Source organism: Nocardiopsis sp. NPDC101807 (assembly GCF_044766605.1).
GTDB lineage: Bacteria > Actinomycetota > Actinomycetes > Streptosporangiales > Streptosporangiaceae > Nocardiopsis > Nocardiopsis tropica.
Genome location: NZ_JBIWMK010000010.1, coordinates 122615 through 142646, shown reverse-complemented (window position 1 = coordinate 142646; position 20032 = coordinate 122615). Strand labels below are relative to the sequence as shown.

20 protein-coding genes are annotated in these 20032 nt (G+C 74.6%); 11 read left to right on the top strand and 9 right to left on the bottom strand.

Going from position 1 to position 20032, the window contains the following annotated elements; all coding sequences use genetic code 11:
• Positions 1–48: 48 nt before the first annotated feature.
• Genes ACIRPH_RS27220 through ACIRPH_RS27210 form a run of 3 tightly spaced genes read left to right on the top strand, consistent with a single transcriptional unit; the run spans position 49 to position 2866 of the window.
• Positions 49–1014, top strand: a complete 966-nt coding sequence (locus ACIRPH_RS27220) for a FecCD family ABC transporter permease (protein WP_402919566.1) — start codon at positions 49–51, stop codon at positions 1012–1014.
• Positions 1011–2087 carry a FecCD family ABC transporter permease gene (locus tag ACIRPH_RS27215; RefSeq protein ID WP_402919319.1) on the top strand — a complete coding sequence of 359 codons (1077 nt, stop codon included), beginning with the start codon at positions 1011–1013 and terminating at the stop codon, positions 2085–2087. The genes ACIRPH_RS27220 and ACIRPH_RS27215 overlap by 4 nt, the downstream gene beginning before the upstream one ends.
• The gene (locus ACIRPH_RS27210; protein WP_402919317.1) at positions 2084–2866 is read left to right on the top strand and encodes an ABC transporter ATP-binding protein; all 783 of its coding nucleotides are present in this window, start codon (positions 2084–2086) and stop codon (positions 2864–2866) included. Before ACIRPH_RS27215 ends, ACIRPH_RS27210 begins: the two co-directional genes overlap by 4 nt.
• A 10-nt stretch (positions 2867–2876) precedes the next feature.
• On the opposite strand, the gene ACIRPH_RS27205 is transcribed toward ACIRPH_RS27210, so the two are convergent.
• Both ACIRPH_RS27205 and ACIRPH_RS27200 read right to left on the bottom strand, forming a co-directional pair.
• Positions 2877–3404, bottom strand: coding sequence for a GbsR/MarR family transcriptional regulator (locus ACIRPH_RS27205; protein ID WP_402919315.1), 528 nt, complete (start codon positions 3402–3404; stop codon positions 2877–2879).
• 53 nt (positions 3405–3457) lie between these two features.
• Positions 3458–4054: a TetR/AcrR family transcriptional regulator gene (locus tag ACIRPH_RS27200; RefSeq protein WP_402919313.1), complete on the bottom strand. Its 597-nt coding sequence runs from the start codon at positions 4052–4054 to the stop codon at positions 3458–3460.
• A 77-nt stretch (positions 4055–4131) separates the two neighbouring features.
• Here ACIRPH_RS27200 and ACIRPH_RS27195 point away from each other — a divergent pair, with 77 nt between their 5' ends.
• From ACIRPH_RS27195 to ACIRPH_RS27185, 3 genes are all read left to right on the top strand, one after another.
• Positions 4132–4548, top strand: a complete 417-nt coding sequence (locus ACIRPH_RS27195) for a VOC family protein (RefSeq protein WP_402919311.1) — start codon at positions 4132–4134, stop codon at positions 4546–4548.
• 84 nt (positions 4549–4632) lie between these two features.
• Complete coding sequence (locus ACIRPH_RS27190; RefSeq protein ID WP_402919309.1) at positions 4633–5478, top strand: metal-dependent phosphohydrolase; 846 nt, start codon at positions 4633–4635, stop codon at positions 5476–5478.
• 109 nt (positions 5479–5587) lie between these two features.
• The gene (locus tag ACIRPH_RS27185; protein ID WP_402919308.1) at positions 5588–6202 is read left to right on the top strand and encodes a TetR/AcrR family transcriptional regulator; all 615 of its coding nucleotides are present in this window, start codon (positions 5588–5590) and stop codon (positions 6200–6202) included.
• Between the two features lie 232 nt (positions 6203–6434).
• On the opposite strand, the gene ACIRPH_RS27180 is transcribed toward ACIRPH_RS27185, so the two are convergent.
• From ACIRPH_RS27180 to ACIRPH_RS27165, 4 genes are read right to left on the bottom strand one after another with little or no spacing between them, the layout of a single operon-like run.
• Entirely contained in the window at positions 6435–7646 is a 1212-nt protein-coding gene (locus ACIRPH_RS27180) for an acyl-CoA dehydrogenase family protein (RefSeq protein WP_402919306.1), read from the bottom strand.
• The gene (locus ACIRPH_RS27175; RefSeq protein WP_402919304.1) at positions 7646–8668 is read right to left on the bottom strand and encodes a phosphotransferase family protein; all 1023 of its coding nucleotides are present in this window, start codon (positions 8666–8668) and stop codon (positions 7646–7648) included. Before ACIRPH_RS27175 ends, ACIRPH_RS27180 begins: the two co-directional genes overlap by 1 nt.
• Entirely contained in the window at positions 8665–9441 is a 777-nt protein-coding gene (locus ACIRPH_RS27170) for an SDR family oxidoreductase (protein ID WP_402919302.1), read from the bottom strand. The genes ACIRPH_RS27175 and ACIRPH_RS27170 overlap by 4 nt, the downstream gene beginning before the upstream one ends.
• 1 nt (position 9442) lies before the next feature.
• Positions 9443–10198 carry an SDR family oxidoreductase gene (locus tag ACIRPH_RS27165; RefSeq protein WP_402919300.1) on the bottom strand — a complete coding sequence of 252 codons (756 nt, stop codon included), beginning with the start codon at positions 10196–10198 and terminating at the stop codon, positions 9443–9445.
• Positions 10199–10349: 151 nt separating this feature from the next.
• Here ACIRPH_RS27165 and ACIRPH_RS27160 point away from each other — a divergent pair, with 151 nt between their 5' ends.
• Complete coding sequence (locus tag ACIRPH_RS27160; protein WP_402919298.1) at positions 10350–10643, top strand: GNAT family N-acetyltransferase; 294 nt, start codon at positions 10350–10352, stop codon at positions 10641–10643.
• A 143-nt stretch (positions 10644–10786) separates the two neighbouring features.
• On the opposite strand, the gene ACIRPH_RS27155 is transcribed toward ACIRPH_RS27160, so the two are convergent.
• On the bottom strand, positions 10787–11743 hold the full coding sequence (locus ACIRPH_RS27155) for a zinc-binding alcohol dehydrogenase family protein (RefSeq protein ID WP_402919297.1): 957 nt from the start codon (positions 11741–11743) through the stop codon (positions 10787–10789).
• 217 nt (positions 11744–11960) lie between these two features.
• On the opposite strand from ACIRPH_RS27155, the gene ACIRPH_RS27150 reads away from it, so the two are divergent.
• A complete protein-coding gene (locus tag ACIRPH_RS27150; protein ID WP_402919295.1) occupies positions 11961–13463 on the top strand; it encodes a carboxylesterase/lipase family protein in 1503 nt (500 codons plus the stop codon).
• A gap of 136 nt (positions 13464–13599) precedes the next feature.
• The gene (locus tag ACIRPH_RS27145) at positions 13600–14280 is read left to right on the top strand and encodes a GTP pyrophosphokinase family protein (protein ID WP_402919564.1); all 681 of its coding nucleotides are present in this window, start codon (positions 13600–13602) and stop codon (positions 14278–14280) included.
• Positions 14281–14491: 211 nt separating this feature from the next.
• On the opposite strand, the gene ACIRPH_RS27140 is transcribed toward ACIRPH_RS27145, so the two are convergent.
• Positions 14492–16882 (bottom strand): Tex family protein, encoded by a 2391-nt coding sequence (locus ACIRPH_RS27140; RefSeq protein WP_402919293.1) that lies wholly within the window; start codon positions 16880–16882, stop codon positions 14492–14494.
• Positions 16883–17347: 465 nt separating this feature from the next.
• A complete protein-coding gene (locus ACIRPH_RS27135) occupies positions 17348–17698 on the bottom strand; it encodes a hypothetical protein (RefSeq protein WP_402919291.1) in 351 nt (116 codons plus the stop codon).
• Positions 17699–17905: 207 nt separating this feature from the next.
• Between ACIRPH_RS27135 and ACIRPH_RS27130 the strand changes: the two genes are divergently transcribed.
• Complete coding sequence (locus ACIRPH_RS27130) at positions 17906–19258, top strand: MFS transporter (protein WP_402919289.1); 1353 nt, start codon at positions 17906–17908, stop codon at positions 19256–19258.
• Positions 19259–19324: 66 nt separating this feature from the next.
• Positions 19325–20029, top strand: coding sequence for an ArsR/SmtB family transcription factor (locus tag ACIRPH_RS27125; RefSeq protein WP_402919287.1), 705 nt, complete (start codon positions 19325–19327; stop codon positions 20027–20029).
• The last annotated feature ends 3 nt before the right edge of the window (positions 20030–20032 follow it).

Below are 20032 nucleotides of genomic sequence, written 5' to 3'. Positions count from 1 at the left end.
AAGACACTCACGGCTCCGTCCCGCCCGGGTCCCGCCCGCGCCGTGCTCATGCTCGGCGCGGGCGCCGCGGCCCTCGCCGGGGCGGTCCTCCTCAGCCTCGTCATGGGCAGCAAGCCCACCTCCCCCCTGGAGGTGTGGCAGGTGCTGACGGGCGGGGCGGACCCCTTCACCACCACCGTGGTGGAGAGCCGCTACCCCCGTACCCTCCTCGGCGTCGTCGCCGGGGCGGCCCTCGCCCTGGCGGGCACCCTCATGCAGGGCATCACGCGCAACCCCCTCGCCGACCCGGGCCTCCTCGGCGTCAACGCGGGCGCCGCCGCCGCGGTGGTCACCGCCACCGCGCTGCTCGGCCCGACCTCCGTGGCCGGAACGGTCTGGTGGGCGCTGCCCGGCGCCCTCGCCGCCGGGCTGGCCGCCTACACCGTGGGCAGCCGGGGCGGCGACGGCGGGCTGGTCCGCCTGGTCCTGGCCGGAGCGGTGGTCTCCGCCGTGCTCAACGCCTACGTCCAGGCGGTGGCGCTGAGCATGCCCGAGACCTTCGACAGCTACCGCTACTGGGTCGTCGGCTCCCTGGGCGGACGCGGCTACGACGTCGTCCTGTCCGTGCTGCCCGTCATCGGCGCCGGCGTCCTGCTGGCGTTCCTCGTGGCGGGGGGCCTCAACGCCCTGGCCCTGGGGGAGGAGGCGGCGATCGCCACCGGGGCGAACACCGTGTGGATCCGCTCGGCGGGACTGGTCGCGGGCGCCGTGCTCGCCGCGGGGGCCACCGCGGCGGCGGGCCCCATCGCCTTCGTCGGCCTCGCCGTCCCCCACGTGGTGCGGGCCCTGGTCGGCGTGGACTTCCGCGTCCAGGTGCCCTTCGCCCTGCTGGTCGGGCCCACCCTGCTGCTGGCCGCCGACGTCGTCGGCCGCACGATCGTCCGCCCCACGGAGCTGATGGTCGGCGTGGTCACCGCGTTCGTCGGCGCCCCCGTCCTGCTGTACGCGGTCAGGAAGATGCGGAGCGCCTCATGACCCGGTCCACCACCCGGACGCGGCGGCCGCGGCCGCCGCGCGGGGCCGCCCCGCCCGTGCTCGCGCTCGGGCCGGTCGCCCTGCCCGTCCACCCGCGCTCCGTGCTGTGGGCGGTCCTCCTCCTGGTGCTCGTGGCCGCCGCCGCGGCGGCCACCCTCGCCATGGGCAGGCTCGGCATCCCCCTCACCCGCCTGCCCGCCGTGCTCGCGGGCGCGGGCGAGGCCACCGAGGCGTTCGTCCTCGGACGGCTGCGCGGCCCCCGCCTGGCCGTCGCCGTGGGCACCGGGGCCGCGCTCGGCCTGGCCGGCGCGCTCTTCCAGTCCGTCACCCGCAACCCGCTGGGCAGCCCGGACGTCATCGGCCTCGGGGCGGGGGCCGGGGCGGGGGCCGCCTTCGCCGCCCTCGTCCTGCCCGGCGTCGTCCCCGTGCCGATGGGCGCCCTCGCGGGAGCGGCCCTGGCCATGGCCGTGGTGGCCGCGGCCACCGGAACCGGGCTGCGCCACCCGGGGCGCCTCATCGTCGCCGGGATCGGCGTGGCCGCCATGGCCCAGGCGTTCACGCACTTCGTGGTGTCCGTGATGGCCCGCGACCAGGCCGGGGTCCTCTCCGCCTACGTCAACGGCAGCCTGGGCGCCAGGGCGTGGGAGCACGCCTGGACCATCTGGGCGGTCCTGCTCCTGGCACTGCCCTTCGCGGCGTTGCTGGCGGGACCCGTCACCGTCAACGAGATGGGCGACGAGCTGGCCGACGCCCTCGGCGCGCGCGCCTCCGCGACCCGGACCGGGGCGGTCGTCCTGTCGGTGGTGCTCTCGGCCGCCGCCGTGAGCGTCGCCGGCCCGATCGCGTTCGTGTCCCTGACGGCCCCGCAGATCGCCCGCCGGCTCAGCGGGGCCCCCGGCCCGAACCTGGCGCTGTCGGCCCTGGTCGGCGCGTTCCTGCTGGTGGTGGCCGACCTGGCCGTCCAGCAGTCGCCGGTGGGCGACGGGCTGCCGGTCGGGATCTTCACCATGGGGTTCGGGGGCGTCTACCTGGGCTACCTGCTGGTTCGTGAATGGCGAAAGGGTGTGCTGTGAGTCCGGTACTGTCCGCGGAGGGCCTCACACTGGGGTACGGGGCCGATCCGGTCGTGCGCGACCTGGACCTCGGTGTGGCCGAGGGGGAGTTCACCGTCATCGTCGGCCCCAACGGGTGCGGCAAGTCGACGCTGCTCAAGGCGCTGGGCCGGGTGAACAAGCCGATGTCGGGCCGGGTGCTCCTCCACGGCCAGGACATCCGGGGGCTGCGCGCCAAGGCGGTCGCCCGCCGGATGGCGCTCCTGCCGCAGAGCCCCGTCGCGCCGGAGGGCATCACCGTGCGGGCCCTCGCCGCCCGCGGGCGGTTCCCCCACCACACGCTGGTGCGGCAGTGGAGCCCCCGGGACGAGACGGCGATCTCCCGGGCCCTGGAGCTCACAGGGCTGGCCGACCTGGCCGACACCCACGTCGGGTCGCTCTCCGGCGGCCAGCGGCAGCGCGCGTGGGTGGCGATGGTCCTGGCGCAGGACACCGGCGTCCTGCTGCTGGACGAGCCGACCACGTTCCTGGACATCGCCCACCAGTACGACCTGCTGGAGCTGTTCGCCGACCTGCACCGCCAGGGGCGCACGATCGTCGCGGTCCTGCACGACCTGGCCCAGGCCGCCCGGTTCGCGACCCGCCTGGTCCTCATGGACGGGGGGAGGGTGGTCGCGGACGGCCCGCCCGGCCAGGTCGTGACCGCGGCACTGGTGGAGGAGGTGTTCGGGCTGCCCTGCGACGTGGTGCCCGACCCGCGCACCCGCACGCCGCTGGTCATCCCGCACGAGCGCTCCTGAGGCGGCGCCCTCAGGCGCCGCCCCCGTCCGCCGCCCCCCGGTCCCGCTCGGCCTTGAACTCCTCCCAGTGGGACAGGAGGGTGTCGTGGTAGTCGTCCAGCCAGCTCATGTAGTCGTGCATGTTGCGCAGGCGGTTGCGCGCGGGCGGGCTCAGGGAGGGCAGCCGCTCCAGCGCGGACGCGGCGAGCTCCCTCTGCCGGCGCAGGTAGGAGCGCTCGTTGCGCAGGAACCCGCCCCACACGTCCTCGTCCATGGCGACCAGCCGTGAGCGGCGGTCCGGCACGCCGACCACCTCGACGAAGCCCATCTCGCGCAGGCGGCGCACGGACTGGGAGACCGAGCCCCGGCTGACCCGGGCGCCCTCGGCGATCTCCTCGGCGCTCACCGCCTCGCGGTCGGCGAGGAGCAGGTAGCCCACGATGCGCCCCTCGGTCCTGGGGCGGCCCTGCGACTGCCAGTACTCCGAGAACCTGCGGACGAAGTCGTCCCGGAACCCCTCGTCCCCGTCGGTGTCCGCCGCCCCGGTACTCTCCGCCATGGCAGCCACGATAGCGCCCGGACGTGCCCGGGCGTCCTCGGAAGCGGCCCGGGTCACGGCGAGCGCAGGGACTCCAGCATCCCCGAGAGCGCGGTCCAGACGTCGTCCAGGTCGCCGGGGTCCCCGCTTTCGGCCAGCCACAGCGCGGCCTCGTTCATGGCCCCGGAGAGCAGATGGGCCAGGGGCGGCACCGGCTGGGGGCGCAGGGCCCCCGTCCGGACGAGGCCGGTGAGCGCCTCCCGGAGGTGCCGCGCGGACCCGGCCTCGTCCAGGGAGCGCCAGGCGCTCCACCCGAGCACGGCCGGCCCGTCCACCAGCATGACCTGCCGCACGTCCGGGGCCGTGCTCGCGGTGAGGAAGGCCCGACAGCCCGCGGTCAGCTGGTCCCACGGGTCCCGCCGGGCGTCCGCGGCGGCCGCCACGGCGTCGGCGACCTCGCCCTGGACCTCCTCCAGGACGGCGCGGAAGAGGTCCGGCTTGCCCTCGAAGTGGTGGTACAGGGCGCCCTTGGTGACGTCGGCCGCCGCCACGATCCCGCTCAGGCCCACGCCTGCGTACCCGTGCTCGGCGAACAGTCGGCGCCCCTCGCGCAGCAGGGCCCTCCTGGTGCGCTCGCGCTGCCTGGCCCGGCTTCCGGTCTCCGCGGTCATGTTCCCCCACCTGTTGACATACCGAAGGTACGCGAATAGCGTACTCCACATACCGAAAGTATGTGAAAGGCGGAGGCATGGAGCTCAGCGGTTTCTACCCGGTCATCGGCACCACCCGGATCCAGGAGGCCCGGGACTTCTACGTGGAGCTGTTCGGCTTCGAGGAGACCTTCGCGGCCGACTGGTACGTCAGCCTGCGCCGTCCCGGGCCGCCCGACCACGAGCTGGCACTGCTCGACCACCGCCACCCCACCGTCCCGGAGGGCTACCGCCGGCCGGCGCAGGGCGTGCTGCTCAACTTCGAGGTGGCGGACGTCGACGCGGAGTGGGAGCGACTCGTCGTGCGCGGCGGGCTCCGCCCCGAGCTGGGGATCCGCACCGAGGACTTCGGGCAGCGGCACTTCATCGTGGCCGACCCCTCCGGGGTGCTCGTCGACGTCATCACGCCCGTCCCTCCCACGGGCGGCTACGAGGAGAACTACACCGCCTCCTGAGGGGAGCCCCGCCCCGCCGTGCGGGAGGGGCCCGGACGGGTCTGGTCGGGCGCCCCTCGCGGGGGTACGGTCGGATCGGCGGCAATGCCGACGGGACAGGGGGCGCACACCGTGGAGATGACACTGGACCAGGCCTCGCGACTGGCGTGGTCCGTCCACGCCGGGCAGGTGGACCGCGCCGGGCGCCCCTACAGCGAGCACGTGTTCGCGGTCCGCGACCTGCTGGCCCCCCACGGGGTGCACGCCCAGATGGCCGGGGTCCTGCACGACGTCCTGGAGGACACCCCCGTCACCGCCGACGACCTGCGCGGACGCGGCTGTCCCGAGGTGGTCGTCCGGGCGGTCGAGGCGGTGAGCCGGAGGCCGGGGGAGTCCTACGGGGACCTGGTCCGGCGGGCCGCGGCCGATCCCCTGGGGCGCCTGGTCAAGCTCGCCGACAACCGCCACAACTCCGACGAGGGCCGTCTGGCCGCGCTGCCCGCGGAGCAGGCGGACCGGCTGCGCGCCAAGTACGCCCGCGCGCGGGAGATCCTGGAGGGCGGGCTGGCGGCGGTGCCGCCCCTGGGCGGTGCGGCGGGTCCGGGCCAGGGTCCGGGGCCGGACCACAGGCGTCCCGCGGGGCCGGTGGCCACCCCCAGGTCCACCCTCGTGGTCATCTACACCGACCGCGCGGAGGAGTGCCGGTCCTTCTACACCGCTCTCGGTCTGGGCTTCCTCCGCGAACAGCACGGCCGGGGGGCCGTGCACCACGCGGCCGTGCTGGCCGACGGGGTGGTGTTCGAGATCTACCCGGCGACGGCCGAACGCTCCACGGGCGCCGTCCGCCTGGGGTTCACCGTGAACGGCCGCCTCGCGACGCCTCCCCTGGAGCCCGGCCGCCACACGCTCACCGACCCCGACGGCCGCGCGGTGGACGTGGTCGCGGTGTGAGGTCCCGGGCCGCGCGGGGAGCCCCGGCGTGTGCGCGAGGTACCAGCCGGTCGGTATGCTTTCCCGACGGGCGTCCTCAGGACGGCGGGGGCACGAGGTGAGGCAGGACATGGCGCGAGTACAGCAGGCGACCGACCCGGGAACGGGCGCCGGATCCGTCCCCGAGAGGCTGCTGGGGGCGGCGACCAGGCTGTTCGCCGAGCGGGGCTACGAGGGGACCTCCGTCCAGGAGGTGGTCCTCGCCGCGGGCGTCACCAAGGGGGCGATGTACCACTACTTCGGGTCCAAGGACGACCTCCTCTACGAGGTCTACGCCCGGGTCCTGCGCATGCAGACCGAGCACCTGGTCCGGATCGCCGGGCGGGAGGCGCCGGTGGCCGAACGCGTCCACGCGGCCGCGGCCGACGTCATCGTCACCAGCGTCGCCAACCTGGACGACACCGTCATCTTCTTCCGCTCCATGCACCAGCTCAGCGAGGAGAAGCAGCGCGCCGTGCGCGCCGAACGGCGCCGCTACCACGAGGTCTTCCGCGACATGGTGGCCCAGGGGCAGCGCGAGGGCGTCTTCCGCGACGACGTCTCCGCGGACCTGGTGGTCAACTACTTCTTCGGGTCGGTCCACCACCTGAGCACCTGGTACCACCCGGGCGGTCCGCTGACCGGCGAGGACGTCGGCCGCCACTTCGCCGACCTGCTCGTCGCGGGGCTGCGCCCGGCGTCCTGAGGACGCCGGGGCAGGAGTCCGACGGCGGGGGAGCCCGCGGCGCCTCCGGGACCCCGCCGGCGCCCGGGCCGTGCCTGTCGAGGGCCTCGGCTCCGCCTCGGCCCGCGGTCCCCCCGGAACCCGGGGGCGCCGGGAGCCCGCGGCGGGTCGGCCCGTTCCCCGCGAACCCGGCCGCGGCGCCCCGGGCGACCCCGCGGGCGCCCGGGACGTGTCGTCCCGGGCGCCGGTCGCGCTAGCGGTACTTGCGCAGCTCGGCCCGGCCCAGCGAGCGCAGGTGCACCTCGTCGGGGCCGTCGGCCAGCCGCAGGGAGCGCACGCCCGCCATCCAGCCGGCCAGCGGCAGGTCCTGGCTCACCCCGGCGGCCCCGTGCGCCTGGATCGCCTTGTCCATGATCCACTCCACCGTGCGCGGGGTGGCGATCTTGATCGCCTGGATCTCGGTGTGCGCGCCGCGGTTGCCGACCGTGTCCATCAGGTAGGCGGTCTTGAGCACCAGCAGCCGCAGCTGCTCGATCGACACGCGCGCCTCGGCGATCCACTCGCGGACCACGCCCTGCTCCGCCAGGGGCCGCCCGAACGCCACCCGGTCCAGCACGCGCCGGCAGGTGAGCTCCAGGGCCCGCTCGGCCATGCCGATGAGCCGCATGCAGTGGTGGATGCGGCCGGGGCCCAGCCGGGCCTGGGCGATGGCGAACCCCTCGCCCTCCCCGCCGACGAGGTTCTCCACGGGCACCCGCACGTCCTCGAACAGGACCTCCGCGTGGCCTCCGTGGTCGCCGTCGTCGAAGCCGTACACGGACATGCCGCGCCGCACCGTCAGCCCGGGGGTGTCGCGCGGCACCAGCACCATGCTCTGCTGGCGGTGCCGGTCGGCGTCGGGGTCGGTCTTGCCCATCACGATGAAGACCGCGCACTCGGGGTTGAGCGCGCCGGTGATGAACCACTTGCGCCCGTTGACCACGTACTCGTCACCGTCACGGACGATGCCGGTGGTGATGTTGGTGGCGTCGGAGGAGGCCACCTCCGGCTCGGTCATCGCGAACGCCGAGCGGATGTCCGCGGCCAGCAGGGGCTCCAGCCAGCGCTTCTTCTGCTCGGGGGTGCCGAACATCGTCAGCACCTCCATGTTCCCGGTGTCGGGCGCCGCGCAGTTGAGCGCCGCGGGCGCCAGCCTCGGGCTGCGGCCGGTGATCTCGGCCAGCGGGGCGTACCGCAGGTTGTCCAGCCCGCCGTGCTCCGGGTGCCCGGCCAGGAACAGGTTCCACAGCCCCTGTTCGCGCGCCCGCGCCTGGAGCTCGCGCACCACCGGAGCGGTCGACCACCGGTCCTCCCGCGCGGCGAGCTGTTCCTCCAGCACCGCCTCGGCCGGGTAGACGTGTTCGTCCATGAAGGCCAGCAGCCTCTGGCGAAGCTCCTCGGTCGCCTCGTCGTAGGCGAAGTCCATCAGTCCTCCTCGAGCATCGTGTGGGCGCGCTCGACCAGGGGGGCGACCACGTCGCCGATCCGGTCGAAGCCCGCGCCGACGGTCAGTCCCTTGCCGTGCCGGAAGTGGATGCCCTCGGCGATGACCGCCAGCTTGAAGCAGCCCAGGGCCACGTACCACGCGAGCCGGGACACGTCCCGGCCGGTGGTGGCCGCGTACATCGCCACCAGCTCCTCCGGCGGGGGGAACCCCTCGGCGGACGTCGCCGGGGCCCCGCCGATCCCGACGGGCTGCCGCTGGTAGACGAGCATCAGGCCCAGGTCCACGAGCGGGTCGCCGAGCGTGGCCATCTCCCAGTCCAGCACCGCGGTGATGCGCCCCTCCGGGGTCGCCAGCACGTTGTCGAGCCGGTAGTCGCCGTGCACGACGGCGGGGGCCGACTGCTCGGGGAGGGACGCGGCGAGCCTCGCGCGCAGTTCGTCGATCCCCGGGACGTCCCGGCTGCGTGAGGCGTCCAACTGCTTGCCCCACCTGCGCACCTGGCGTTCCAGGAACCCCTCCGGGCGGCCGAAGGCGCCCAGCCCGACCTCCTCGGGCACCACCGCGTGCAGCGCGCCGAGGGTGGCGATGAGCTCCTCGGCGACCCTTCGGGCCGCGCCCGGCCCGAGCGGGGCGATCTCGTCCCGGGTCCGGAAGGGCGTGCCCCCCACGTACTCCATGACGTAGAAGGGCGCGCCCAGCACCTCGGGGTCCTCGCACAGGAGGTGGGTGCGGGGGACCGGTACCGCGGTGTCCCGCAGCGCGGTCATCACCCGGTACTCACGGGACATGTCGTGGGCGGTCGCCAGCACGTGCCCGAGCGGGGGCCGGCGCACGACCCACTCGCCGGTCCCGTCGCCGACCACGTAGGTCAGGTTGGACTTGCCCCCCGCGACCACCCTTCCGCGCAGCGGCCCGGCGACCAGTCCCGGCCGCGCGGCGTCCAGGTGGGCGTGCAGGCGGTCCAGGTCCAGCCCCGGCAGGTCGGTTCGCTCGTCGCTCATGCGTTCCCCTCGAAGACCTTGGCCTGGAGGCGGCGCATCCCCGCGAGCCAGCGGTCGGTGTCGTTCGCCCTGGCGGCGTAGTGGTCGGCGACCCGGGGGTGGGGCAGGATCAGGAACCGCCCGTCGGCCAGGCCGGCCATCACGGCGTCCGCGACCTCCTCCGGGGTGATGGCCTCCGCCGCCAGGATGGCCTTGCCGGTGTCCCCGGAGGCCTCCAGCAGGTTGGTGCGCACCCCGAGCGGGCAGACGCACTGGACGGTGATCCCGCGGTCCCCGTAGGTGGCCGACAGCCATTCGCCGAAGGACAGGGCGGCGTGCTTGGTCACCGAGTACGGCGCGCTTCCCAGCATCGTGAGCAGGCCCGCCGCCGAGACGGTGGACAGGAACCGTCCGCTGCCCCGCTCCAGCCAGCCGGGCAGCAGCTCCCGTGCGGCGCGCACGTGCGCCATGACGTTGACCTGCCAGGCCAGGTCCCAGTCCTGCTCGGGGGCCTCGGGGCCGCCGGCCGCCCCCACCCCCGCGTTGGCGGCGTACAGGTCGATGGCGCCCAGGTGGGCCCCGGCCTCGGCGATGAGCGCGGTCACGCCCGCCTCGCTCGCGGCGTCGCCCGGGACGGCGACCCCGCCGATCTCCGCGGCCACGGCCTCGGCCGCGCCCGCGTCGAGGTCGTTGACCACCACGCGCGCCCCGGCCCCGGCCAGCCTGCGCGCGAGGGCGGCGCCGATGCCGTTGCCCGCGCCGGTGACGACCGCCCCGCTGTCGGTCAGGTCCATGTCACACGCCCCCGGTCAGGGTGACGCCGCCGTCGAGGACGAGCGTGCGGCCGGTGACCCAGGAGGCGTCGTCCGAGAGCAGGAACGCGACCGCGCCCGCGACGTCCTCGGGCACGCCGAGGCGGCCCAGGGGGTACTCGGCGGCGAGCTTCTCCTCGCGTCCCTCGTACAGGGCGGCGGCGAATCTGGTCTTGACCACCGCCGGGGCGACCCCGTTCACACGGACGCCGGGGCCGAGTTCGACGGCGAGCTCCTCGGTGATGTGCAGGAGCATCGCCTTGGTGGCCCCGTAGAAGCCGATGCCGGGGGCCGGTTTGAGTCCGGCGACCGAGGAGACGTTGACGATCGCCCCTCCGTGCTCGGACATCCAGGCCTTGTACGCCTTCTGCACCCACGAGATCGCGGACAGGGCGTTGACCTCGAAGATCTTGCGGGCGGCGTCCAGGTCCAGATCCACCATCCGCCCGTACACCGGGTTGATGCCGGTGTTGTTGACGAACATGTCGACACTGCCGAAGGCCTCCAGGGTCGCGGCGACGGCCTCGTCCTGGTTGCGAGGGTCGTCCGCCCGCCCGGGGACGCCGATGGCGTGCCCGGGCCCGCCCAGGGACTCGACGGCCTCCTGGAGGGGTTGGGGCTTGCGCGCGGTGACGCACACGCGCGCGCCCTCGTCGACGAGCCGCCGGGCGATGGCCAGGCCGATGCCGCGGCTCGCGCCGGTGACGATGGCGGTCCGGCCGCTGAACCGGGAAGTCATCACGTTCTCCTTAAACCGACTGGTCGGTATGCAACGGAGACTCTATGTCCCCGGAGGTGCGTGCCGCAAGGGGCGCGAGCGGCGCGGAAGCGGGACAATGGCGGTGCGGGCCACCGTCCCCCGCCTCCGAGCCGCGAACAGAGGACTCCCCATGACAACCGACGTCGTCGACAGACCGGACCGGCGCCGATACGAGATCACCGCCGACGGCGAGGCCGCCGGGTACGCCGAGTACATCCTCACCGGCGAGCTGGTCACCTTCACGCACACCGAGATCGACCCCGCCTTCGAGGGGCGGGGCCTGGGCGGCGCCCTGGTCCGCGGCGCGCTGGACGACGTGCGGTCCCGGGGCCTGGCCGTCCTGCCGCTGTGCCCCTTCGTCAAGGGCTGGATCCAGCGGCACCGCGAGTACGCAGACCTGGTCTACCGGTCCCCGTCCGAGTAGCCCGGCCGGGGGCGCGGGCGCCGGCCCCGCGGGGCCGGCGGCCCCCCGGGGTCCGCCGCGGCGGCGGCCGAACGCGCAGGGTCCGACCGAACGGATGAATCTACACCGTAAAGGCGCTGTCCTGCCTCCGTCGGGCCGGGGGATCACACGAGGGGATCGAGGGTGAGCTTGCCGATCGTGCCCCTGGACCGCAGCGCCTCGTGCGCTTGGCGGGCCTCCGCGAGCGGATAGGTCCCGCCGAGCACCGGCTTCAGGCTCCCGGCGGCCACCAGGGAGAAGAGCTCCGCCATCGCCGTTCCCATGACCTCGCCGGGCAGCCGCCACACGTGGGGCAGCCACATGCCGCCCACCGTGGTGGAGTACTTCATCAGGTTGGCCGGCTGGACCGGGCTGGGCAGCTCGCGGGAGGCCATCCCGTAGAACGCCAGGCGGCCGAACGGGGCGAGGGCCCGCACGCTCTCGTCCGTCACCCGGCCGCCGACCATGTCCAGTACGACGTCCACCCGGCGTCCGCCGTTGGCCTCGATCAGGGCCTCGGTCATGTCCGGCGCGGAGGAGTCCACGACGGCGTCCGCGCCCAGCTGCAGTGCCAGATCGCGCTTCTCCCCGCTGCTCGCCACCGCGACGACCCGCCCGGCGCCGAACCGCTTGGCGAGCTGGACGGCGAGCGTGCCCACGCCCCCGCCCGCCGCGTGCACCACGACCGACTCGCCGGGGTCCAGCCGTGCCGTCTTGCTCAACAGGACCCACGCGGTGGCGCCCTGGACGACCAGGGCGAGGGCGTCGTCGTCGGTCACCTCGTCGGGGATCTCGAAGCTCATGCCCGGGGCCGCGGTGGCCCGCTCGGCGTAGCCGCCGCTGGAGGACAGGGCGACGACCCTGTGGCCGTCCGGGGTGAGGCCGGCGATCTCCATGCCGGGCACGAGGGGGAGGGCCGCGGGCGACAGGTAGCTGTTCTCCGCCTGGTGGGTGTCGGCGTAGTTGACGCCCGAGCGGGTGACGTCGACGAGCACCTCGCCGGGGCCGGGCTCGGGGTCGGGCAGTTCCGCGAGTTCGAGGACCTCGGGGCCGCCGAACTCGGTGATCTGGATGGCGCGCATGGGGACCCTTCCTTCGTGCGTTCGTACCGACCGGATGGTATGTTACCGGCCGCCGTGCGCGCGGCGCGTCCGGCCCGCCGGGGTCGCGGGGGCGCCGCGTTCCGGGCCGGTGCGGCGCGCGTGCCCGGTGCGCCCCGGTGCGGAGGGGCCGGGGGGCTTGCGCGCCTATACCTAACGTTGTTAGGTGGGGGTGTCGTGAACCGAGGGAAGGACGCACGTGGACGCCGAGCACACAGTGAGGACGAGGGCCGGACGGGTCCGGGGCGCAGTCTCCCAGCGATCCGAGAACGGCGGGGTCACCGTCCACCGCGGCATCCCCTACGCCGCGGCGCCGTTCGGCGACCTCCGGTTCTCGGCGCCCGCCCCCGCACCCGGCTGGGACGGCGTACGCGACTGCACCGCCTTCGGCCCGCCGCCCCCGCAGGGCGCCCAGCTCCTCGGCGCCGCGCCCTGGAACGCGGGGACGTCCCTGGACTGCCTCTCGCTCACCGTGTGGTCCGCCGCGCGCGAGGGCGACCGCGCGCCCGTCCTCGTGTGGATCCACGGCGGCGCTTACATCGTCGGGGCCTCCTCCGAGGCCGCCTACGACGGCACACGGCTGGCGGAGAGCGGCCTCGTGGTCGTCGGCGTCAACTACCGGGTCGGCTTCGAGGGCTTCGGCCACGTGCCGGGCCGCCCCGACAACCGGGGCCTGCTCGACCAGGCGGCCGCGCTGCGCTGGGTGCGCGACAACGTCGCGGCCTTCGGCGGCGACCCGGGCAACGTCACGGTCGCGGGGGAGTCGGCCGGAGCCGGGTCCGTGGTGTGCCTCATGGCCTCCCCCGCCGCCGAGGGGCTCTTCCGCCGGGCGATCGCGCACAGCGTCCCCGGCGACATGGTCACCGCGGACACCGCCCGTTCCGTCTCCGAGCGCGTGGCCGGGGCCGCCGGGGTGCCCCTGGACGCCGACGCCCTCGCCGCGCTTGCGCCGGAGGCGGTGCTGGAGGCCGTCGACGCCGTGCTGTCCGGCCTGCCCGCCCCCTCCGACGGCGTGCGCGCCAAGCCCTTCACCTGCTTCGCGCCCGTCGTCGGAGGTCCCGAGCTGCCCCTGCCCCCGCTGGAGGCGGTCGCCGCCGGGGCGGCGGCCGGGGTGGACCTGCTCACCGGCCACAACGCCCACGAGTACCGGCTCTTCACCGAACTGGGGCAGAGCGTGGAGATCGACGGCGAGTCGGCCCTCGAGCTGACGGCGGACCGCCTGGGGCTCGGGGAGGGCGCGGTCGCCGCCTACCGGGCGGCGGACCCAGGGGCCTCCCTGCGCCTGCTGTACGCCGCCATCCAGGGCGACGCCGTGTTCGGCGAGTACACGGTGCGCCTCGCCGAGGCGCACGCCGCCGCCGGGGGCCGCGCGCACCTCTTCCGCCTGGCCTTCGAGAGCCCCGCGCTGGACGGGCGCCTGGGAGCCTGCCACGTGCTGGACCTGCCGTTCGCGTTCGGCAACCTGGACACGGACCTCGCGCTGTTCCTCCTCGACGGCAAGCCCACCGACGCCCACACGGCCCTGTCCGCGCGCATGGTGGCGGCCTGGCGCGACTTCGCCGCCACGGGGGACCCGGGGTGGCCCGCCGTGACCGCCGGAGCCACCGCCGTGAAGGTGTGGGACGTCGAGGACGCGCTCCGCTCCGCGGACGCGGAGCCCCTGCGCGCGCTCTGGGCGGAGGTCCCCCTCACACCCAGGTAGGAGGGTCCGGCCGCCCCGTGCCCACTGTGACCCTGGCGCTAGCATGAGGCTACGGGGACACGGGGGGTGGCCGATGGTGGGGGACGACGTGTCCGAGGCGTTGTCGGAGGCGCGCGACGACGTGGCCCGCTTCCTGATGTCGTACAAGTTCGCCATCGACACCACGATGGCCAAGGTGAACATCCTCAACGAGGAGTTCCGCTACGTCCACGACCACAACCCGATCGAGCACGTCAGCTCGCGGCTGAAGTCGCCCGCCAGCATCATGGAGAAGGCGCGCCGCCGGAACTGCTCGCTGGACCTGGGGGACATCCGGGCCACCGTCCTGGACATCGCCGGCATCCGCATCACCTGCAGCTTCGTCTCCGACGTGTACACGATCCGGGACATGCTGGCCGGGCACGAGGACATCCGGGTGACGGAGGTCAAGGACTACGTCGAGGCGCCCAAGCCCAACGGGTACCGCAGCCTGCACCTGCTGGTCGAGACGCCGGTGCGGATGTCCGACCGCACCGAGCAGGTCCCGGTGGAGATCCAGATCCGGACGATCGCGATGGACTTCTGGGCGAGCCTGGAGCACAAGATCTACTACAAGTACGCCAAGGACGTGCCCCGGGACCTGCTCGACGAGCTGCGGGAGGCGGCGGAGACCGCCAACCGGCTCGACGTCACCATGGAGCGCCTGCACAACGAGGTCCGCGAGCTCGGGGACGGGACCGACGACCGCCTTCCCGGCCCGGAGGAGCTGCGGGCGCTCCCGGTGGCCGAGGACCTGCTCCGCGCCCTGAGCGACCGGGTCCGCGGCGCGAGCGGCTGAGCGACCCCGCCCCGTCCCGGCACCGCGTCGGGGCCCGCGTACCGCCCGCCCGAGGGCACGCCCGGTTCGGAGCCGGACGGGTCGCCCGGCCCCCGGGCCGGGCGGCGGGCGCGGACCGGGGCGGTACGGAAAGCGCGGGGGAGGGGCCCGTGCGGGTCCCTCCCCCGAACGACCGGCCGGGGCGCCGCCCCCGCGGCGCCGGGGCCTTGCGCTACTTGCCCAGGCCGGCGCGGCGCAGCGCGTCGGCCATCGCCCCCTGGGGCGCGGGGGCGTTGCGGTCGTCCTGGCCGCGGCCCCCTCCGCCGTTCCGCCGGCCGCCGCCGGCCTTCGGGGCTCCGCCGCGGTTGCCGTTCCCGCCGCCACGGCGGTCCCCGCCCCGGCCGCCCCGCTCCTCGCGCCGGCCCGGGGCCGGAGCCTGGTCGTCCAGGCGCATGGTCAGCGAGATGCGCTTGCGCGGGATGTCGACGTCCTGCACCTTGACCTTCACGATGTCACCCGGCTTGACCACCTCGCGCGGGTCCTCGACGAACTTGTTCGAGAGCGCCGACACGTGGACCAGGCCGTCCTGGTGCACGCCCACGTCCACGAACGCGCCGAAGGCGGCGACGTTGGTGACCACGCCCTCCAGGACCATGCCCTGCTCCAGGTCCGACAGCTTCTCCACGCCCTCCTTGAAGGCGGCGGTGGTGAAGGCCGGGCGCGGGTCGCGGCCCGGCTTCTCCAGCTCGGCGAGGATGTCGGTGACCGTCGGCAGGCCGAAGGTGTCGTCCACGAACTCCTCGGGGCGCACCCCGGACAGGACCGCCTTGTTGCCGATCAGCGTCGGCAGGTCCGTCCCCACGCGGTCCAGGATGCGCCGCACCACCGGGTAGGCCTCGGGGTGCACGGCCGAGGTGTCCAGGGGGTCGTCGCCCCCGGGCACGCGCAGGAAGCCCGCGCACTGCTCGAACGCCTTGGGGCCCAGACGCGGCACGGACCGCAGGGCGTCCCGGCTCCGGAACGGGCCGTTGGCGTCCCTGTGGGAGACGATGTTGCGCGCCAGGGTCGAGGTCACGCCGGAGACGCGGGTGAGCAGGGGCACGGACGCGGTGTTGACGTCCACGCCCACGCCGTTGACGCAGTTCTCGACCACGGCGTCCAGGGAGCGCGACAGCTTGGCCTCGGCCAGGTCGTGCTGGTACTGGCCCACCCCGATCGACTTGGGGTCGATCTTGACCAGCTCCGCCAGCGGGTCCTGGAGGCGGCGGGCGATGGAGGCGGCGCCGCGCAGCGACACGTCCAGGTCGGGCAGCTCCTCGGAGGCGTAGGCCGAGGCCGAGTACACGGACGCCCCGGCCTCCGACACCATCACCTTGGTGAGCCCGAGCTCGGGGTGGAGGCGGAGCAGGTCGGCGGCGAGCTTGTCGGTCTCGCGCGAGGCGGTGCCGTTGCCGATGGCGATCAGCTCGACGCCGTGCGCCGCGCACAGCCTGGCCAGGGCGGCGAGGGAGGCGTCCCAGTCGCGGCGGGGCGCGTGCGGGAAGATCGTGTCGGTGGCGACCACCTTGCCGGTGGCGTCGGTGACCGCGACCTTCACACCGGTGCGCAGGCCGGGGTCCAGGCCCAGGGTGGAGCGGCTGCCGGCCGGGGCGGCGAGCAGGAGGTCGCGCAGGTTGGCGGCGAACACGTTGACGCCGTCGTCCTCGGCCTGCTGCCACAGCCGCATCCGCACGTCGATGTCCAGGCGTACCAGGATGCGCGTGCGCCACGCCCAGCGGACGGTGTCCTGGAGCCACCGGTCGGCGGGGCGGCCCCGGTCCACGATCCCGAAGTGGTGGGCGATGGCGTTCTCGTAGGTGCTGCGGGGCGTCGTGCCGTCGGCGTTCGCGGCCGGGGGCTCCTCGGGCTCCAGGGTGAGGGTGAGCACCTCCTCCTTCTCGCCCCGGTACATGGCCAGGACCCGGTGGGAGGGCAGCTTGGTGAGCGGCTCGGAGAAGTCGAAGTAGTCGGCGAACTTGGCGCCGGCCTCCTCCTTGCCCTCGCGCACGGCCGATCCCAGGCGCCCCTTCTCCCACAGCCGCTCGCGCAGGACCCCGGTGAGGTCGGCGTCCTCGGCGAAGCGCTCGACCAGGATGGCGCGGGCGCCGTCCAGCGCGGCCTTGGCGTCGGCCACCTCGCGGTCCGGGTCGACGAAGGCGGCGGCGGCCTCCTGGGGGTCCTGCCCGGGGTCGCCCAGCAGCCCCTCGGCCAGGGGTTCGAGCCCCGCCTCGCGTGCGATCTGCGCCTTGGTCCGGCGCTTGGGCTTGTAGGGGAGGTAGATGTCCTCCAGACGGGCCTTGGAGTCGGCCGCGTTGATGCGCGCCTCCAGCTCGTCGTCCAGTTTGCCCTGGCTGCGGATCGACTCCAGGATCGCGGTCCGTCGCTCGGCCAGCTCCCGCAGGTAGCGCAGGCGCTCCTCGAGGGCGCGCAGCTGGGCGTCGTCCAGCGCGCCGGTGACCTCCTTGCGGTAACGCGCGATGAAGGGCACGGTCGATCCGCTGTCGAGGAGTTCGACGGCGGCGGTGACCTGGTGTGCGCCCACGCCGAGTTCTTCGGCGATGCGCTGGTCGATCGTGGGTGTCACAGGGGTCGTCACTGTCTTAACGTCCACTCTCTGGCTGTTCGGTGCGGGGACATTCTCGTGGTGGGGGAGGACATTGTCATCCCGGTGCGTTCCCACGTCCCAGGTTCCCGCACTGCGGCGGTGGTCGTGTCCCGCGGCGACGGGGCGCGGGCACGGGCGGTGGCCGGTTTCCCGCCGGGGCGTTCCCGCTGCGGGCCCCGGGCGGCGGGGTGGCGGGGGCCGGGCCCTCCGGCGGGGGCCCGGCGCGGGCGGCCGCGGGCGCGTCGCGGGCCGGAGCCGGGGGCGGTCGCCCGAAGGGGAGGGCACGGAGGCCGCGGCGCGGGCGGCGTCTTTGCGGTCGGGGACGCGTGCGCTCACGGAGGGTGGCGGTGGACCGGCTCCGCCGGGGAGGCGGTGGCCGGCGGGCCGCGAGGGGACGCCGCCGCAGGGCGGCCCGGCCCCGCCGCGGGGGCGGGGCCGGGCGGGTCAGCCGTCGGTCCCGTTGAGGTAGTCGGGGGCGTAGTACTCGTCGAGGGGGAGGGGGCCGCGGTACCCCTGGCACATGCACTGCCGATAGGTCGAGCTGGCCTGCCCCGTCCAGCGGCCGGGGATGACCACCTGGGTCTGGCACCTCTTGGTCTCCTGGTCGTGGAAGACCAGGTGGTGGCCGCAGCCGCAGAGGGGCTGCGGGTTCTGCGGGCCGCTCATGACGCGGGCCTGCTCCTGCCTGCGCCGCTGTTCCAGGGCGGTCCTCGACTGCCTTTGGGTCATCAGGCGGCCGAAGAGGAAACCGCCGAGCGCGATCGTCGCTCCGATGACCATGGAGACCGGTTCCATCCGGCGACATCTCCTCTCCTCGACCCGCCCGTGTACGGGGCACGCGTCCATTGTCGCCCATGGGCGCCGAGCGGGCGAGGAACGGTGGGGGATCGTTCGTCCGCGGGGACGGATGCGCTCCGTATCTACAAAGTTTCCTTTGCATGTAGCTCTTTGCAAAGAAAACTTTGGCTTACGGTGGAGGCACCCCGACCCACAGGAGCCCCCATGGCCACCACGCCCTCCCCGCCCGCCACGGCCCCGGGCCCCCGCTTCGGCGCGGCCTTCCACCGGCTCTGGGCCGCCGGCGCCCTCACCAACCTCGGCGACGGGATGCTCGCCACCGCCCTCCCCCTCGTCGCCGCGACCCTCACCCACGACCCCCTTGCCGTCGCGGGGCTGGCAGCCGCCCGCTTCCTGCCCTGGCTGCTGGTCGCGCCCCTCGCCGGTGTGCTGCTGGACAGGGTCGACCGGGTCCGGGCCATGGCCGTGGCCAACGGGACCGCCGCCGCGGCGGTCGCCCTGCTCGCCCTGGTGATCGCCTCGGGCAACGCCTCGGTCGGGTTCCTGTACGCGGCCCTGTTCCTGGTGGTCTGCTGCGAGACCGTCACCGACCCGGCCACCCGGATCACGGTGGCCGGGGTCGTGCCGGGGAAGCTCCTCGACCGGGCCAACGGCCGCCTGGAGGGTTCCCGGCTGGTCGCGCAGGACTGCGTGGCCAAACCGGTGGCGGGTGTGCTCTTCGCGGTCGCCGCCGTGCTGCCGGTGGCGGGCGCCGCCCTGTCCTACGCCCTGTGCGGTGTCCTCGCCGCGACCGTCGCGGTCCTGCTGCGCCGCGCCCCGACCCCCGTCGCCGCGCACGGAGCGGGCGCGGGGGCCGGCGGGGACGGCCAGGGCGTCCGGGGTGTCCTGCGCTCGCTCGGGGAGGGGTTCGGCCACGTCCTCGGACACCGTGTGATGCGCGGCCTGATGTTCAACAACGCCGCGACGATGATCGGCATGCAGACGGGCTCCGCCGTGATGGTGCTCTACGTCCAGCGCGAGCTGGGGGTGGTCCCCGCGCTCTACGGGGTCTTCCTGGCCGCCGTCGCGGTCGGAGGTGTGGCCGGCTCGCTGGCGGTGGCGCGGCTCACCGCCGCGGCCGGCCGCCGCGCCGTCATGGTGGGCGGGTACGCCGGAATGGGCGTGTGCCTGGTGCTGATGGGCCTGTTTCCCCAGGTGTGGATCGCCGGGGCGGCCTGGGGGCTGCTGGGGTTCTGCATGACGGCCTCGAACGTCGCCGGTTCGCTCTTCTTCCAGACCGTGGTCCCCGACCGGCTGCGGGGCCGGGTCTCGGCGGTCTTCCGTACCGTCGGCTGGGGGCTGGCCCCGCTCGGCGCGCTCCTGGGCGGGTTCCTCGGCCGGATCGACCTCGTCCTGCCGTGCCTCGTCGGCGGCGTGGTCATGGTGGGCGGGGTCGTCGCCTTCCGCAAGGCGATCGCGGAGGGCGCACGCCTGTGCGACGAGGCCGTCGCGGGTCTGGCCGCCGAGGACGGGCCGGAGCGCTCGGGCGGCCGTGCGGACGGTCGGTCCCGCCCCTGAGGACCGCTGCCAAGAAGGCTTTGCAGAATGACGTTTGCAAAGGTGCTTTTGCCTTAGGGTGGGGGGATGAACGACAGCGACGACCACGAGCGACCGCGGACCCCCGGGGCCCCGCCGTCGATGCAGATCGACGCGCAGGCCCTGCGCGGCCTGGCCCACCCGCTGCGCGCGCGCCTCCTCGACGAGCTCACGTCCGACGGCCCGGCCACCGCCACCATCCTCGGCCGACGGCTGGGGGAGAGCAGCGGATCGACCAGCTACCACCTGCGGCAGCTGTCCCGGTACGGGTTCATCGAGGCCGAGCCCGGCCGGTCCGGGGGCCGCGAACGGTGGTGGCGGATCCGGCCCGGCGGCTGGAGGATGCGCGGCCACGAGTTCCTCGGCGACCCCGAGACCCGCACGGTCGCGGAGACGGTCCTGGGCCGCTACTACCAGGAGAGGGAGGCGCGGTTCAGGGAGTGGACCGCGAACGTCTGGCGAACCGAGCAGTCGGCCGACGTGCGCCGCTGGAAGGACGCGGCCTTCGACTCGGTCACCACCGTGCGGATGACCCCGGAGGAGAGCCGCGAGTTCGGCCGGGCCCTCACGGACTTCCTCGGGGCCTTCGCGGCGCGGTACCAGGGGCGCACGTCCGAGAGCCATCCGGACACCGAGAACGTCGAGCTCCAGACGAGCCTCTTCCCCCGCCTCCCGGGCGGCGGGCGCCAGGCGCCCCCCGCGGGCCCCGCCGGGCCCCGGGACCGGGGGGAGGACGCCGCCGGGGGGTCCTGACCC

Bases quoted from the DNA above. Each gene is read 5' to 3' on its own strand.
- ACIRPH_RS27220 (WP_402919566.1), top strand. From the start codon at position 49: ATGCTCGGCGCGGGCGCCGCGGCCCTCGCCGGGGCGGTCCTCCTCAGC.
- ACIRPH_RS27215 (WP_402919319.1), top strand. From the start codon at position 1,011: ATGACCCGGTCCACCACCCGGACGCGGCGGCCGCGGCCGCCGCGCGGG.
- ACIRPH_RS27205 (WP_402919315.1), bottom strand. From the start codon at position 3,404: ATGGCGGAGAGTACCGGGGCGGCGGACACCGACGGGGACGAGGGGTTC.
- ACIRPH_RS27200 (WP_402919313.1), bottom strand. From the start codon at position 4,054: ATGACCGCGGAGACCGGAAGCCGGGCCAGGCAGCGCGAGCGCACCAGG.
- ACIRPH_RS27195 (WP_402919311.1), top strand. From the start codon at position 4,132: ATGGAGCTCAGCGGTTTCTACCCGGTCATCGGCACCACCCGGATCCAG.
- ACIRPH_RS27190 (WP_402919309.1), top strand. From the start codon at position 4,633: ATGCCGACGGGACAGGGGGCGCACACCGTGGAGATGACACTGGACCAG.
- ACIRPH_RS27185 (WP_402919308.1), top strand. From the start codon at position 5,588: ATGGCGCGAGTACAGCAGGCGACCGACCCGGGAACGGGCGCCGGATCC.
- ACIRPH_RS27180 (WP_402919306.1), bottom strand. From the start codon at position 7,646: ATGGACTTCGCCTACGACGAGGCGACCGAGGAGCTTCGCCAGAGGCTG.
- ACIRPH_RS27175 (WP_402919304.1), bottom strand. From the start codon at position 8,668: ATGAGCGACGAGCGAACCGACCTGCCGGGGCTGGACCTGGACCGCCTG.
- ACIRPH_RS27170 (WP_402919302.1), bottom strand. From the start codon at position 9,441: ATGGACCTGACCGACAGCGGGGCGGTCGTCACCGGCGCGGGCAACGGC.
- ACIRPH_RS27165 (WP_402919300.1), bottom strand. From the start codon at position 10,198: ATGACTTCCCGGTTCAGCGGCCGGACCGCCATCGTCACCGGCGCGAGC.
- ACIRPH_RS27160 (WP_402919298.1), top strand. From the start codon at position 10,350: ATGACAACCGACGTCGTCGACAGACCGGACCGGCGCCGATACGAGATC.
- ACIRPH_RS27155 (WP_402919297.1), bottom strand. From the start codon at position 11,743: ATGCGCGCCATCCAGATCACCGAGTTCGGCGGCCCCGAGGTCCTCGAA.
- ACIRPH_RS27145 (WP_402919564.1), top strand. From the start codon at position 13,600: ATGTCGTACAAGTTCGCCATCGACACCACGATGGCCAAGGTGAACATC.
- ACIRPH_RS27135 (WP_402919291.1), bottom strand. From the start codon at position 17,698: ATGGAACCGGTCTCCATGGTCATCGGAGCGACGATCGCGCTCGGCGGT.
- ACIRPH_RS27130 (WP_402919289.1), top strand. From the start codon at position 17,906: ATGGCCACCACGCCCTCCCCGCCCGCCACGGCCCCGGGCCCCCGCTTC.
- ACIRPH_RS27125 (WP_402919287.1), top strand. From the start codon at position 19,325: ATGAACGACAGCGACGACCACGAGCGACCGCGGACCCCCGGGGCCCCG.